The sequence below is a fragment of the Actinomadura viridis genome, assembly GCF_015751755.1.
GTDB classification, from domain to species: Bacteria; Actinomycetota; Actinomycetes; order Streptosporangiales; family Streptosporangiaceae; genus Spirillospora; species Spirillospora viridis.
Map to the genome: position 1 here is coordinate 6,939,797 of NZ_JADOUA010000001.1, position 12,626 is coordinate 6,952,422.

Annotated in this window: 14 protein-coding genes; 8 read left to right on the forward strand and 6 right to left on the reverse strand. The window is 71.8% G+C overall.

The genetic code is table 11. The annotated features are described in order from the left end of the window. Positions 1 to 34: 34 nt before the first annotated feature. Positions 35 to 451, reverse strand: coding sequence for a MarR family winged helix-turn-helix transcriptional regulator (locus tag IW256_RS31430; RefSeq protein WP_197014393.1), 417 nt, complete (start codon positions 449 to 451; stop codon positions 35 to 37). A gap of 91 nt (positions 452 to 542) precedes the next feature. Here IW256_RS31430 and IW256_RS31435 point away from each other — a divergent pair, with 91 nt between their 5' ends. Then, on the forward strand, positions 543 to 1,640 hold the full coding sequence (locus tag IW256_RS31435) for an alkene reductase (protein ID WP_197014394.1): 1,098 nt from the start codon (positions 543 to 545) through the stop codon (positions 1,638 to 1,640). Positions 1,641 to 1,650: 10 nt separating this feature from the next. Here IW256_RS31435 and IW256_RS31440 read toward each other — a convergent pair whose 3' ends face one another. Then, entirely contained in the window at positions 1,651 to 2,259 is a 609-nt protein-coding gene (locus tag IW256_RS31440; protein WP_197014395.1) for a TenA family protein, read from the reverse strand. Between the two features lie 577 nt (positions 2,260 to 2,836). Then, complete coding sequence (locus IW256_RS31445) at positions 2,837 to 3,688, reverse strand: helix-turn-helix domain-containing protein (RefSeq protein WP_197014396.1); 852 nt, start codon at positions 3,686 to 3,688, stop codon at positions 2,837 to 2,839. A gap of 160 nt (positions 3,689 to 3,848) precedes the next feature. On the opposite strand from IW256_RS31445, the gene IW256_RS31450 reads away from it, so the two are divergent. Beyond that, positions 3,849 to 4,361, forward strand: coding sequence for an ATP-binding protein (locus IW256_RS31450; RefSeq protein WP_197014397.1), 513 nt, complete (start codon positions 3,849 to 3,851; stop codon positions 4,359 to 4,361). Between the two features lie 19 nt (positions 4,362 to 4,380). Here IW256_RS31450 and IW256_RS31455 read toward each other — a convergent pair whose 3' ends face one another. Next, on the reverse strand, positions 4,381 to 5,007 hold the full coding sequence (locus IW256_RS31455) for a ComEA family DNA-binding protein (protein WP_197014398.1): 627 nt from the start codon (positions 5,005 to 5,007) through the stop codon (positions 4,381 to 4,383). A gap of 140 nt (positions 5,008 to 5,147) precedes the next feature. Between IW256_RS31455 and IW256_RS31460 the strand changes: the two genes are divergently transcribed. Further along, complete coding sequence (locus IW256_RS31460) at positions 5,148 to 5,804, forward strand: O-methyltransferase (RefSeq protein ID WP_197014399.1); 657 nt, start codon at positions 5,148 to 5,150, stop codon at positions 5,802 to 5,804. A 42-nt stretch (positions 5,805 to 5,846) separates the two neighbouring features. Here the strand turns inward: IW256_RS31460 and IW256_RS31465 are convergent, their stop codons facing one another. Then, on the reverse strand, positions 5,847 to 7,031 hold the full coding sequence (locus IW256_RS31465; protein ID WP_197014400.1) for a mannonate dehydratase: 1,185 nt from the start codon (positions 7,029 to 7,031) through the stop codon (positions 5,847 to 5,849). Positions 7,032 to 7,045: 14 nt separating this feature from the next. Further along, the gene (locus IW256_RS31470) at positions 7,046 to 7,516 is read right to left on the reverse strand and encodes a 2,4'-dihydroxyacetophenone dioxygenase family protein (RefSeq protein WP_197014401.1); all 471 of its coding nucleotides are present in this window, start codon (positions 7,514 to 7,516) and stop codon (positions 7,046 to 7,048) included. Between the two features lie 238 nt (positions 7,517 to 7,754). Here IW256_RS31470 and IW256_RS31475 point away from each other — a divergent pair, with 238 nt between their 5' ends. The 5 genes from IW256_RS31475 to IW256_RS31495 all read left to right on the forward strand — a co-directional run bounded on the left by IW256_RS31475 (position 7,755) and on the right by IW256_RS31495 (position 12,572). Continuing rightward, a complete protein-coding gene (locus tag IW256_RS31475; RefSeq protein WP_197014402.1) occupies positions 7,755 to 8,744 on the forward strand; it encodes a LysR family transcriptional regulator in 990 nt (329 codons plus the stop codon). A 106-nt stretch (positions 8,745 to 8,850) separates the two neighbouring features. Beyond that, the gene (locus tag IW256_RS31480) at positions 8,851 to 9,630 is read left to right on the forward strand and encodes an SDR family oxidoreductase (RefSeq protein WP_197014403.1); all 780 of its coding nucleotides are present in this window, start codon (positions 8,851 to 8,853) and stop codon (positions 9,628 to 9,630) included. A 53-nt stretch (positions 9,631 to 9,683) separates the two neighbouring features. Further along, the gene (locus IW256_RS31485) at positions 9,684 to 10,337 is read left to right on the forward strand and encodes an RraA family protein (RefSeq protein ID WP_197014404.1); all 654 of its coding nucleotides are present in this window, start codon (positions 9,684 to 9,686) and stop codon (positions 10,335 to 10,337) included. Beyond that, the gene (locus tag IW256_RS31490; protein ID WP_197014405.1) at positions 10,334 to 11,272 is read left to right on the forward strand and encodes a sugar kinase; all 939 of its coding nucleotides are present in this window, start codon (positions 10,334 to 10,336) and stop codon (positions 11,270 to 11,272) included. Before IW256_RS31485 ends, IW256_RS31490 begins: the two co-directional genes overlap by 4 nt. 166 nt (positions 11,273 to 11,438) lie before the next feature. Beyond that, complete coding sequence (locus tag IW256_RS31495) at positions 11,439 to 12,572, forward strand: ABC transporter substrate-binding protein (protein ID WP_197014406.1); 1,134 nt, start codon at positions 11,439 to 11,441, stop codon at positions 12,570 to 12,572. The last annotated feature ends 54 nt before the right edge of the window (positions 12,573 to 12,626 follow it).

The following is a 12,626-nucleotide window of genomic DNA, read 5'->3' on the forward strand; positions in this document are numbered from 1 at the left end:
GGCGTCGCCGCCAGAGGCGAAGGGGGTGGCCCCGTCAGGTGCGTAGGACGGCTACCAGCGGGCCTAGGTCGCGGTCCTCCGCGGCTGCGCCGAGGGCCTCGTGGAGGGTCTCGTGGTAGGTGGGGGACGCCTTCTCCTGGACGGCCCGTCCCTCCTCGGTGATGACGGTGTAGACGCCGCGGCGGTCCTTGGGACAGTGGGCGCGGCGAGTGAGGCCGGCCGCCTCCAGGCGGGCCACCAGGCGGCTGACCGAACTCTGGTTGAGCCCGATGAGGTCGGCCAGCTCCTGCATCCGCAGCTCGCCGTCCTCGGCCACCGCGAGCCGGCACAGCGCCCGGTACTCCGACAGCCCGATCCCGTGCCGCCGCTGGACGGCCCTGGCCAGCTCGTGCTCCACGCGCCCGTGCAGGGTCACGATCCCGTCCCAGACCTCTGAGTCCCTTGCCGTCATGGTGGCCTCCCTGTTGACAAATGGTACATGCACGCTCAATATCTGCATGTACATGCAATTCATGTACGTACATGCATCTGGAGGGATCGCGATGTCCGACCGACGCCCCAGCCCGCTCCTGCTCCCGTACGAGGGCGAGCACCTGCGCCTGCCCAACCGGATCGCGATGGCGCCGATGACGCGGGGCCGCGCCGACGACGTCACCGGCGTTCCGAGCCCCCTGACCGCGACGTACTACGCCCAGCGGGCCGGTGCGGGCCTGATCGTCAGCGAGGGGATCTGGTCCGACCGGCTGGGCAAGGCCGGCCCCGGCATCCCCGGCCTGGTCACCGAGGAGCAGGTGGCGGGCTGGCGCCCGGTCACCGAGGCCGTGCACGCGGCGGGCGGGCGGATCTTCGCCCAGCTGTGGCATGTCGGCCGCATGACCCACCCGGTCACGCTGCCGGACGGGGAGGTGCCGGTCGCGCCTTCGGCGGTCCGGATCACCGGCGAGTCGATCTACACCCGGAACGGGCGGCTCGACCATGTCACCCCGCGCCCGATGACCACCGCCGAGGCCGAGGCCGCCGTCGCGGCCTTCGCCGCCGAGGCGCGCAACGCGATCAGGGCCGGGTTCGACGGCGTGGAGGTGCACGGCGCGAACGGCTACCTCGTCCAGCAGTTCCTGGCCGAGAACACCAACCGCCGCACCGACCGCTTCGGCGGCTCCCTGAACGGGCGGCTGCGCTTCGCGGTCGAGGTCGTCGAGGCGGTGGCGGACGCGGTCGGTCCCGAGCGGGTGGGCCTGCGGATCTCCCCCGACAACCCCGAGAACAAGATCGCGGAGGAGACGCCGCGGGAGACCTACCGCGCCCTGCTCGGCGCCGTCGCGCCCCTCGGGCTCGCGTACCTGCACGTGATCGAGCGCGGCGCGTACGGCGCGCTGGCCGACCTGCGCCCGCTCTGGCCCGGCACCCTGATCGGCAACTTCAACGGCCCCGAGCCCACCTCGCGGCAGGCGGGGGAAGAGGTCCTGGACGCGGGCCTGGCCGACGTCTTCTCGTTCGGGCGCCTGTTCATCTCCAACCCCGACCTGCCCGCGCGCTTCGCCACCGGCGCCCCGCTCGCCCCGCGCGCCGAGCACCTGGAGTACGGCGGCGGCGCGGAGGGCTACATCGACTACCCCAGCCTGGAGGCGGCGTCCCGGTGAGCCGCCGCGCTCAGAGGGGGACGTCCCAGAACGCCAGCTCGTGCCGCATCCCTTCCAGGAACGCCTTCTCGGCCGCCGCGCGGTCCGGGGCGGCCTCGTCGATCATCTGCGCCACCCGCCGGGTCAGCTCGGCGAACCCGGGGTCGGCGTAGGTGTCGACCCAGCGCCGGTAGCGCGGCTCGGCGGGCGGATCCTCGGCCAGCCGGGCGCCGAGCGTGGAGTACCCCCACATGCAGGGGTAGAGCGCGGCCAGCCCTTCGCCGTACGAGGCGGCGCTGTCCAGCAGGAACGTCGTGTAGGCGGCACAGGCGGGGCCCTTCACCGCCCCGTCCAGGTCGGCGCCGAACCCGGCCGACAGCGACCGGTGCAGCGACAGCTCGTCGTGGTACGTCGCGTGCGCCAGGTCGACGAGATCGCCGAGGTGGGCCGACGGGGCCTGCCAGGCCAGCCGGGAGAAGACGCGTACGTAGTCGAGCAGGAAGAGGTAGTCCTGTTCCAGCCAGGATCGGAAGACGGCCTCGTCCAGGTCGCCGCGGGCGATGCCCGCCACGGTCGGATGCCCGAGCTGTTCCTCGACCAGGGGCCGGCCGAGTTCCTCCAGATGTGCCGCGAGACTCATGCGGAGAGTCTCCCATCGCCACAGACGACCCGACCCCGCCAGGCCAGGAGCCTGACGGGGTCGAAGTCTGCGCCGGTGTGCGGGTCGCCTCTCGGCGGAAGGCACAACGCGGCTCCAGCCGGACGGTATTCCGCGAAGGCTATAGGTGAGGCCCGGGGACTCCAGGCACACCGGCCATCACATGTAACCACGGTGCCGCGGCCGATGTTCCCGGCGACTCCCGAAAACCCGGACAAGAGTCCTCCAAGGGCCGCCCCGGCGGGCCCCGGCCCCGGCCCCGGCCACCACCAGCGCCAGGGCCGCCAGCGCCCCACCCAGCCACAGCACGCTCGCCTCCCCGGCCGCGTCGGCGGCCCGCCCGCCGGCCGGCGCCCAACGTCCCACCTCGCAGCATCTTGTCGTCGACCCGACCTTCGCCGAGGCGCCGCGGATGCCGGCGGTCTCTCCGCGCCATCCGGGTCGGGCTCCGGCGCCCAGGCCGATGAGCCGTTCCAGGATGTCCCAGCCCATGGCGCCGCTCGCCGCGTCCCCCGCTCGCCGGTCCTGGGTCGTGTCTCCGGTCCCGGCCCACGCGTGCTCAAGCCTCCTGCATGAACCGGTGGATGATCTCGCGTGACTCCACGGCAGGGAGGGCGGTGTCGCTGAGCGCTTGGAAAGCCGTCCGGTAGGCGTCGACGTCCTCGTCCTCCTCCAGGAAGAGAGCACGACGGAGCCCGTCGAGGAACACGAGGGTGAAATCACCCACGGCGACGTCCAGGAGGATGAATCCCCCGTCATGGCCGGGATTCCCGGCGGCGCTGAACGGGAGGACCTGGAGGTGGACATTGGGCTGCTCGGACACCGAGTGCAGGTAGCGGAGCTGCCCCTGGAGAACCTGGGCCCCTCCGATGTTCTGCCGTAGTGCGGCCTCACCGACCACAGCGATGAAGATCGCCGGATTGGGGCGGGTGAGCACCTCCTTGCGCGCCATCCGGAAATCGACCCAGGCGGCGAGGTCGGAGGTCCGCCCGTCCGGGAGCGACTCCATCACCGCTCGCGCGTACTCGGGCGTCTGGAGCAATCCAGGAATACCGATGGGGTGATATTCGCGGATCGTGGAGGAGTCCCGTTCCAGCCGGACGAACTCTCCGGCGCCCTCTCCCGGGGACAGCGTCTTGTAGCGCTGGATCCAGTCTCGGGAACGGCCCGCGGCGGCGAGGCCGAGCAGGGAGGCGCACAGGTGCTCGTCCTCGACCCCGTACTTCATGAGGATGTACTCGACCTCGTGCCTGCGGGTCATGACCTGGGCGTTCTCCATTCGGCTCAGCGCGGCTCCGGAGATCTTGAGAAAGTCGGCGGCCTCGCCGAGGTCGAGCCCGCGCTCCTCGCGGAGCCTGCGCAGCTGGGCACCGAGCCTCCGCATCCGGACGGAGGGGGACCGTGTAGCCATGCGCGTATTGTGATTGATCAATTACTGATTGTCAGATGAACGGTGGGATGGGGGCGTCCCGTTCCACTCGCCTCCCAACTTCCGCGCCTCCCTTTGTGGGGGTACGCGATTGTGCGTTCCCACCTGGCGCTTCATTCTGCTTACCGAAGGGAGTGAGCCGATGACGCCGAGTGAGAGCCGGGTCTGCCCGCGGCCGGATTCCTGCTGCGAGGCGGGCGGGAGGGTGCTGGGCGCGATCAGCCTGCCGGGCGTCACGAGGTCGGCTCCCGAGGCGCGGGCCTTCGTCGGACGGATCGCCAGGACCTGCCTCACGGTGGCGGAGGACGTGCAGGGCGACATCGACCTGTGCGTGAGCGAGATGGTCGCGAACGCCTGCGAGCACACCGCGTCGGGCAAGGGCGGGCGGATCGGCGTGGTCGTCGCGGTGAAGCGCGAGGTCGTCCGGGTCACGGTCGTCGACGACGGCGGAGCCGCCGGTAAGCCCCATGTGGCGGAGGCGTTCGGGGAGAACGGCCGCGGGCTGCTCCTGGTGGAGGCGCTGGCCCTGGACTGGGGCGTGGACGAGGCCCGGACCGGCACCGCGGTGTGGGCGGAGTTCCCCGCTGCCCTCACACGGATGCCGGCCGATCCCCGTTGCCGCGGTTCGGAGGGATGCCAGGTCCGGGCGCCGTAGGCCGGGCCCGGGAACACGCCTAGCGAAGGAAGACGCCGTACTCGGCGAGGTGGGGGGTGAGGGCGGGCGGGAGGCCCGTCAGGGCGGCGACCTCCTCGGCGGAGACGAAACCCCCGCACTGCTCGCGTGCTTCGACGATGCGCCGGGCGTCCTCGTCGGTGAGGCCGAGGGCGCCCACCAGCACGTGGGCGGGGACGTGGTTGACGTCCACGAGCCCTCCGTCGTCGTAGTGCCGCGGCAGGTCGGGGCGGCCGATGCGCATCTCCCTGGCGGTCAGGGGTTCGCGCTCGGCCAGCTCGGCCCCCCAGCGGCGCAGCTCGCGGCGGTGCCGGGCCGCCGCCTCCGCCAGCTGGAAGGGACTGGCGGAGGGGAAGAACACCCGCTGCCGGATGGCGAACGCGTGGGCGGTCCCGCCCAGCCCCGACAGCAGCAGGCCGATCGCGAAGACGGCCTCCCCCCAGCCGTCGACCGGACTGGCGATCATGGCCACGACGACGGCGGTGTAGAAGGCCACGGCCAGCCAGTGCGGCCAGGACCTCAGCCGGCTCCCCGCGATGGCGAAGGTGAGCGGGCTCCCCAGCCCCAGGGTGAAGCACGGGCTGAGCGCCCAGACGTAGCTGGCGATGTTCCGACCAAGATTCGACATTTCGCCCCCTTTTTCCTAGGACGCCTGGGCGGCCGTGGCGGACTCCGGTGTGGCCGAGTCCGGACGGGGGCGAAGTAAAGGACGGCGCCGCCGTGTGGCGGAGCCGCGCGGACGGGGAGCGAGCCGGGATGCTGGAGATCATGACGAGACGCAGCGGGCGGCTGACCCCCGAACTCCACGACTACATCGTCGCGCACGGCACGGGCCCCGACGACCTGCTGCGCGAGCTGGCCGCCGAGACGGCGGAGCGGTTCGGGGACAGCGCCGGGATGCAGATCGGGCCGGAGCAGGGCACGTTCATGACGTTGCTGGCCCGCGTGGCCGGGGCGCGGGACGCGGTCGAGGTCGGGACCTTCACCGGCTACTCGTCGATCTGCCTCGCCCGGGGCATCCGGGGGCGGATGCTGTGCTGCGACGTCAGCGAGGAGTGGACGTCGGTGGCCCGGCGGTACTGGGAACGGGCCGGGCTGTCCGACCGGATCGAGCTGAGGCTGGGGCCCGCGCTGGAGACGCTGCGGGGCCTCCCCGGCGACACCCGCTTCGACCTGGCCTTCATCGACGCCGACAAGGGCGGCTACGTCGGCTACTGGGAGGAACTCGTCCCGCGGGTGCGGCCGGGCGGTGTCCTGCTGGCCGACAACACCCTGTGGTCGTATGAGGTCGCCGACGAGAGCCGGCAGGACGAGGCGGTACGGGCCATCCGCGCGTTCAACGGCCACGCGGCCCGGGACGCGCGGGTCGAACTGGTGATCCTCCCCATCGGGGACGGCCTCACGATGGCCCGCAGGCTCGAATAGCCGCGGAAGGGCGGGCGCCGTGGGGGCGGCGCCCGCCCTTGCTCACTTGACCTTGCGTTCGGTGATGAGGGCGGCCTGGAGCATCGCCCGGCAGTAGCCCACGTCGTACAGCTCGCCGGCGTGCCCTCCCCCGCCGACCTCGGCGTACTGGCCGCTGATCTCGTCGTGCTCGCGGTCGATGTCGAGCGCCCTCGGGTGCTCGGGCAGGATGCCCAGGTTGTAGCCCTGCCGGACGAGCTCGCGCATGTAGGCGAACATGTCGCCCTCGCCGTTGTCGGGGAAGACCTCGGCGTACTTGGTACGGGGCTTCTCGACCGTGACGTTGCGGTAGTGGACGTGGTTGATGCAGTCGCGCTTGCCCAGGTAGCGCAGGAATTCGACGGCGTCCTTGCCCAATTCCACGGTGACGCCCGCGTGGGCGGTCATGCCGTTGGCCGGGCTCGGGACGGTGTCGACGAGCCGCTTCCAGTCCTCGACCGAGGCGAGGATCTGGGGGTTGCCGCGGCTGATGACCGCGGGCGGGTCGTTGGGGTGGACCGCCATGCGCACCCCGGCGTGCTCGGCCGCCGGGATCACGCGCCGCAGGTAGTACTCGAGGTTCTCCCACAGTTGCTCGCGGTTGTACTCGCCGACGCCCTCGGGGCGGGGCAGGTCCTTGACGGGAACGCCGTCGACCTCGCGTTCATAGTCGAAGCCGGTGTAACCGGCTCCGCCGCGGCCCTCCACCTCGTAGTAGCCCTCGGACAGCCGGTGGATGTACCAGTTGTACTCGACCAGCGGCACGCCCGCCTTGCCCGCCGCCTCGAGGGAGCGCTTGATCTTCTCGATCTCGGCGTCCCGCCCGTCCCGGCCGAGGATCACGTTGCGCGGGGGGCTGATCAGCATGCCGAGCAGGGTGATGCCGTGGCCCTTGAGCCGCTCGACGTCCTCCTTGACCCCGGCGACGTCCCAGGGGAGGGCCGGGGGGTTGGTCACCAGCGCGTGGGTCACGCCCGCCTGCCGCCACCGCCGTACGGTCTTCTCGGTGGGGAAGCGGGAGAACCACTGGCAGATCTTGGGTGTGGTGGGCCCCTCCTCGACGGGCCAGGTGACCTGCTTGATCCGCCCCTGGACGGCGGGATCGGCGCCGGGGGACGCCGCGGCGTCGGCCGCTCCGGCCACGCCGGCGGCCGAAACGGCTCCCAGAGCCGCGCCGCTCTGGAGGAATTTCCTACGGGTGTTCGCCATGACCGGCCTTTCGCTCAGAAAACGAGCTGTAGAGGTTCGGTTCCGATCTCTTCGCAGTACTGGTGGTAGCGCTTCAGCTTGCTTTCCGCCGTCTCGACGTAGGCGAGCTCCCCGTTGTCGTCCATGTATTCGATCGGCCCGTGGATCTTGAACAGGGTCAGCATCGGCTCGGTCTCGTCCGTTGAATCGGACACCAGCGTGTGAACGTCGCCGGGAGGTTCGTAGACGTACGATCCGGGCACCGCCTGCCAGTCGTGTTCGAGGTAGTGCCACCGCCCCTGGACGACCCAGCCCTCGACCTCGGCCAGGTGCCGGTGCCGGCTGACCACGCCGCCTCTGGCGACCTTGAGCAGATTGACCCAGCTTCCTGTCTCCAGGGAAATGCGCAGCGGTTTGAACCATACGTTCGCCGACCCCTGAGGCACCCAAGGAATGTCCTCCGAACGCAGCATCATGTCCGTGTTCAGGGCAGGGTCGACCGCCATTCCAGGCTCCATTCTCTGGCGTTTCTGGGAAGGGTGGTTCACGAGGCGGGAAGTGCGATCCGCCGGCAGGGAGGGAGGGGGTGGGAGGCTGTGCCCCGTGACACTAACCCCGGCTCTCGGCGGCGTTAAGCGCAACTTCCGGATGTGGTTATCCGGATGTCTGATAGTGGACTGGGCGGCGATCCGGGCTAAGGGCCGCACTGGTGTTCCCCGTGGGCGGACAGGCAGACTGTCGAGCATGTTGAAGACCGACGTCCGGCTGGAGTGGTTCGTCTCTTTCCTTGGAGTCGTCGACACGGGCAGTTTCGTGGCCGCCGCGGAGGCCACTCATCGTTCGCAGCCGCGGGTGAGCATGCATGTGGCCGCGCTGGAACGCGAGGTCGGGCTGCCGCTCTTCGACCGGCACAAGCGGCCGGTGAAGCTGACCGACGCGGGCGCGGCGCTGGCCGTGCACGCCCGCGCCGTACTGCGCGAGCTGGACGCGGCGGAGGCCGCGATGACCCCGTGGCGGGGCGGGGCCCGCGGTGTGGTGACGCTCGGCTGCCACCCCAGCGCGAGCGCGGCGTTCGTCCCCGGCCTGCTGCAGGAGGTCACCCGGGCCACCCCGGAGGTCAAGGTCGTTCTGGTGGAACGTGCCACTCTGGAGCTGGACCAGGCCCTCACCAGTGGTGAGGTGGACATCTACCTGCGGCCGATGGCCCCGCCGCCGGCCGCGCCGTCGGTCCGCGGCCATCCGCTGTGGCGCGAGCCGCTGGTGGTGCTGCACCCGCCGGACCACCCGCTCGCCGACATCCCCGAACCGCTGCCCGTGGCCGAGGTCGTGGCCCATCCGCTGGTCTCCATCGGGCGCCTGGACGAGACGCAGAGTTCGGAGTTCGAGTCCTACAAGCTGTTCCGCGAGCACGGCCACGAGCTGGAGCCGGTGCAGGCCACCAACCAGCCGCAGACCCTGGTCTCGATGGTCCGGCAGGGGGTGGGGGTGGGGGTGACCAACTGGCTCGCCGCGCACGTGTCGGACACCCGCGGGGTCAGCGTCCGCCGGATCGAGGGGGTGTGCGGGCGCCGCGTCGCCGTCTACCGCGACACCGCGCGCCCGCTGAACCCGGCCGCGCGCAGCGTGCTGGAACGGATCATCGCATCGCCCCGGCCGCCCGGGACGCGGGCGCTGGACGGCGACGGGGAGGGCACGCCGGAGGCCCGGGCGCGGCTCGATCAGCAAAACGAATAGGGGCATCCGAGACTCGTTCTTCACGCGATAAGCAGCCGCTTCTAGTGTCAACCGCACCGGTCGCGGCACAACGCGTCGCCGTATCCGGGCGGACGAAGGGAAACGGATGGTGCCAGCAGGAGCGATTTCCGGGTCGTCGCCGTTCGGACTGCGCGGGCGGCGGGCCGTGGTCACCGGTGCGGGCACCGGAATCGGCCGTGCCATCGCGCTGGGATTCGCCTCGGCGGGCGCCGATCTGGTCCTTCTGTCCGAGCGCGACAATCTCGGCGAGGTCGCGGGTCTCGCCCGCGACCACGGCTCCGCGGTGCGCTGCGTACGGCTCGATCTGGCCGACGCCGCGCTCCGCCGCGACACCATCGAACAATTGCTGGACGACCACCCCGTCGACATCCTGGTGAACAATGCCGGCCAGATCCGCCGGGAATCGGCGGAGCGCTTTTCCGACCGCGACTGGTACGACGTCATCGAGGTGAACCTGCACGCGGCGTTCGATCTGGCCCGCGCCACCGGACGGCGCATGGTCGAACGGGGCCACGGCAAGATCATCAACATCGCGTCGCTGCTGAGCTTCCAGGGCGGCCTCTACGTCCCCTCGTACGCGGCGAGCAAGCACGCCCTGGCCGGGCTCACCCGCGCGCTCGCCAACGAGTGGGCGGGCCGCGGGGTGAACGTGAACGCGATCGCCCCCGGATACGTCGCCACCCGCACCACCTCCGAGCTGCGCGCCGACCCGACCAGGAACGAGGAGATCCTGGCGCGCATCCCGGCCGGCCGCTGGGCCGAGCCCGAGGACATCGTCGGCGCGGCCGTCTTCCTGGCCTCCGCCGCCTCCGACTACGTCCACGGCCACGTGCTGGCCGTGGACGGTGGCTGGCTGTCCCGATGACCGCCCCCGCCCGGCCGGACCGATCCACCCGAACAGAATGGAGCGAGCCACCGATGCCCCCCACCTACCCCCAAGAGGTCATCGACGCCTTCCGCGGCATCACCACCGCGTCGGTCGCCGACGCGGTCGAGCAGTTCGGCGTGCGCGGCTACCTCACCGGGGGCATCCGCCAGATCATCCCCGGCAAGCTGGTCGGGCCGGCCGTGACCGTGCACGAGGTGCCCTCGGACGAGGCGCAGCCGCCGACGCTCGCGTTGCAGGCGATCGACGAGTCCGAGCCCGGCAGCGTCATCTGCATCGCGGCCGGCGGCGCCGACGTGGCGGTCTGGGGCGGGCTGATGGCGGCGGGCGCGGTGGCCAACGGCATCGCCGGCGCCGTCCTGGACGCCGGTGTCCGCGACGTCGAGGAGATCCTCCGCGACTACTCCGGCCTGGCCATCTACGCCCGCGGCAGCGTGCCCGCCACCACCGTGGGCCGGTACCGCACGGTCTCGCTGAACGAGCCGGTGGAGATCGGCGGGGTGACGGTCCATCCCGGCGACCTCATCGTCGCCGACGGCGACGGCGTGGTGCGGGTCCCGGCCGAGCATGTGGACGCGGTGCTCGCCGCCGCCGGGGAGATCGAGGACCGGGAACGGGAACAGGCCAGGCTGATCATGGAGAGCGGGTCGCTGCGCGCCGGCATCGCCAAGTACAACCGGGTGTGAGCGCCGTGCCGGACATCCTCGCGGTGGGCGAGCCGATGCTGGAGTTCAACGCCGCCGAAGACGGGCCGCTGCACGCCGCCGGGTCGTTCACGGTCGGCTACGGCGGCGACAGCTCCAACTTCGCCGTCGCCGCCGCACGTTCGGGCGCGAGCACCGGCTACGTCACCAGGATCGGGGACGACGAGTTCGGCACCGCGTTCCTGCGGCTGTGGGAGCGCGAGGGCGTCGACGCCGCGCACGTCGTCCGGGAGCCGGGCGGGCGGACCGGCGTCTACTTCATCGGCCGGGGCCCGGAGGGCAGCACGTTCACCTACTACCGGGACGGTTCCCCGGCCAGCCGGCTGGCCCCGGCCGACATCCCCGAGGAGGCGGTGGCGAACGCCCGGCTGCTGCACCTCACCGGCATCACCCAGGCCATCAGCACGTCCGCGGCCGACGCCGCGTTCCACGCCATGGACCTCGCCCGCCGGCACGGCACGCTCGTCACCTACGATCCCAACCACCGGCCCGCCCTGTGGCCGGTGGAACGGGCCCGCGCGATCGTCATGCGCAGCGTCGAGCTGAGCGACATCGTGCTGCCCAACATCGAGGAGGGGCGGCTGCTGACCGGCGCGCACGCCCCCGAGGCGGTCGCCGAGGCGTTCGCCGCCCGCGGTCCCCGTACGGTCGTGCTCAAGATGGGCGCGGACGGGGCGCTCCTCTCCCATGACGGCACGATCACCAGGATCGACCCGTACCGGGTGGAACGTCCGGTCGACCCGTCGGGGGCCGGGGACACCTTCGACGGGGCGTTCGCCGCCCGCCTCCTCGAAGGGGCCCCGCCGGTCGAGGCCGCGCGGTACGCCGCCGTCGCCGCGGCCCTCACCACCACCGGGCACGGCGCCGTCCGTCCCATCCCGTCCCGCGCGGCCGTCGAGCAGGCGATGTCCGCCTGAGCCCTGGTCCCCCGCTCCCACCAGCCTCATCCCCCACCCCGCCGAGACCCGCCCCCGATCCGCATCGCTCTTGGGAGTAACGATCATGCGTTCGAGAACCCTGCCCCCGGAAACGCCGCGCCCGCCCCGTCCCGGGACGAGGCCGCGGACGCTACGACGGAAGGTGATGGCCGCCTGCGCGGCGGGAACGGCGGTGGCGGCCCTGGCGGCCTGCGGCGGCGGGTCCACGGTGGACTCCGGAGGCGGGGGCGGCGCGGGCGCCGGAGCCGGCGGGGGCGGTACGGCGGCGCAGGTCAGGGCCGGGTACGTCTCGGCCATCGACCAGATCGGCCTCCCGATCGGGGTGGAGGGCGGCCACTTCGAGGACCAGGGCCTCACCGTCAAGCTCGCCCAGCCGTTCCCGACCGGCGTTGACCTGCTGAACGCGCTGCAGTCCGGCGAGGTCGACGTCGTCCAGGTCGGGACCCCCGCCATCGGCGCCGCGCAGAAGGGCGTGGACCTGGTGGTCCTGGGCAACTACACCGGGTCGTCCACGCAACGGAGCATCGACGAGACGATGGCGGTGGTGACCAGGGACGCGTCGATCAAGGGCGACGACCTGGGCACCCTGCGGGGCAAGCGGATCGGGGTCTCGATCGGCTCCATCAACCACCTCTACCTGCTGGGGCTCCTCCAGAAGGCCGGTCTCAAGACCGCCGACGTGAAGATCGTCAACACCGGCCCGCCGGACATGGGGGTGGCGCTGCAGACCGGCGGCATCGACGCCGCCGTGGTCTGGGACCCGTGGCCGATCACCATCACCGGGCAGGTCCAGGGCGCCCGCGAGGTGCTGCGCGGCGGCGGGTACATCCCGTTCATCGGCTACCTGGTCACCACCCGCGCGTACGCCGAGAAGAACCCCGACGTCCTCGAGCGGTTCCTCACCGCCCGCGCCACCGTGGACCAGTGGATGCGCAAGAACCCCGACCAGGCGGCCGAGGCGGCCACCCGATGGCTGCCGGGCACCAAGGCGGACGTCGCGCGCCAGGCCATGCGCCACAACACCAAGCAGCTCGACCCGCGCATGTCGGTCTGCAACTACCTGGCCCTGGACACCATCGCGCGGATGCTCGCCGGCCAGGGCGCGGTGAAGCCGGGCTTCGACGTCGGCAAGTACTTCCGGCCCGGCCCGATCCTCAACGTCATGGCCAAGCGGCCGGCGCTGTTCGACGACCTGCCGCGGGTCCCGGCGGGCGCCGAGGTCAAGGACGGCCACCAGTACGAGCGCGGGGCCGCCGAGCGGGCCTGCCCAGCGTCCTAGGGCCCCTCTCGAAGTGGCCCCGGCGCCTTGCCGTCCGTGCCCCGGCGCGGCCCC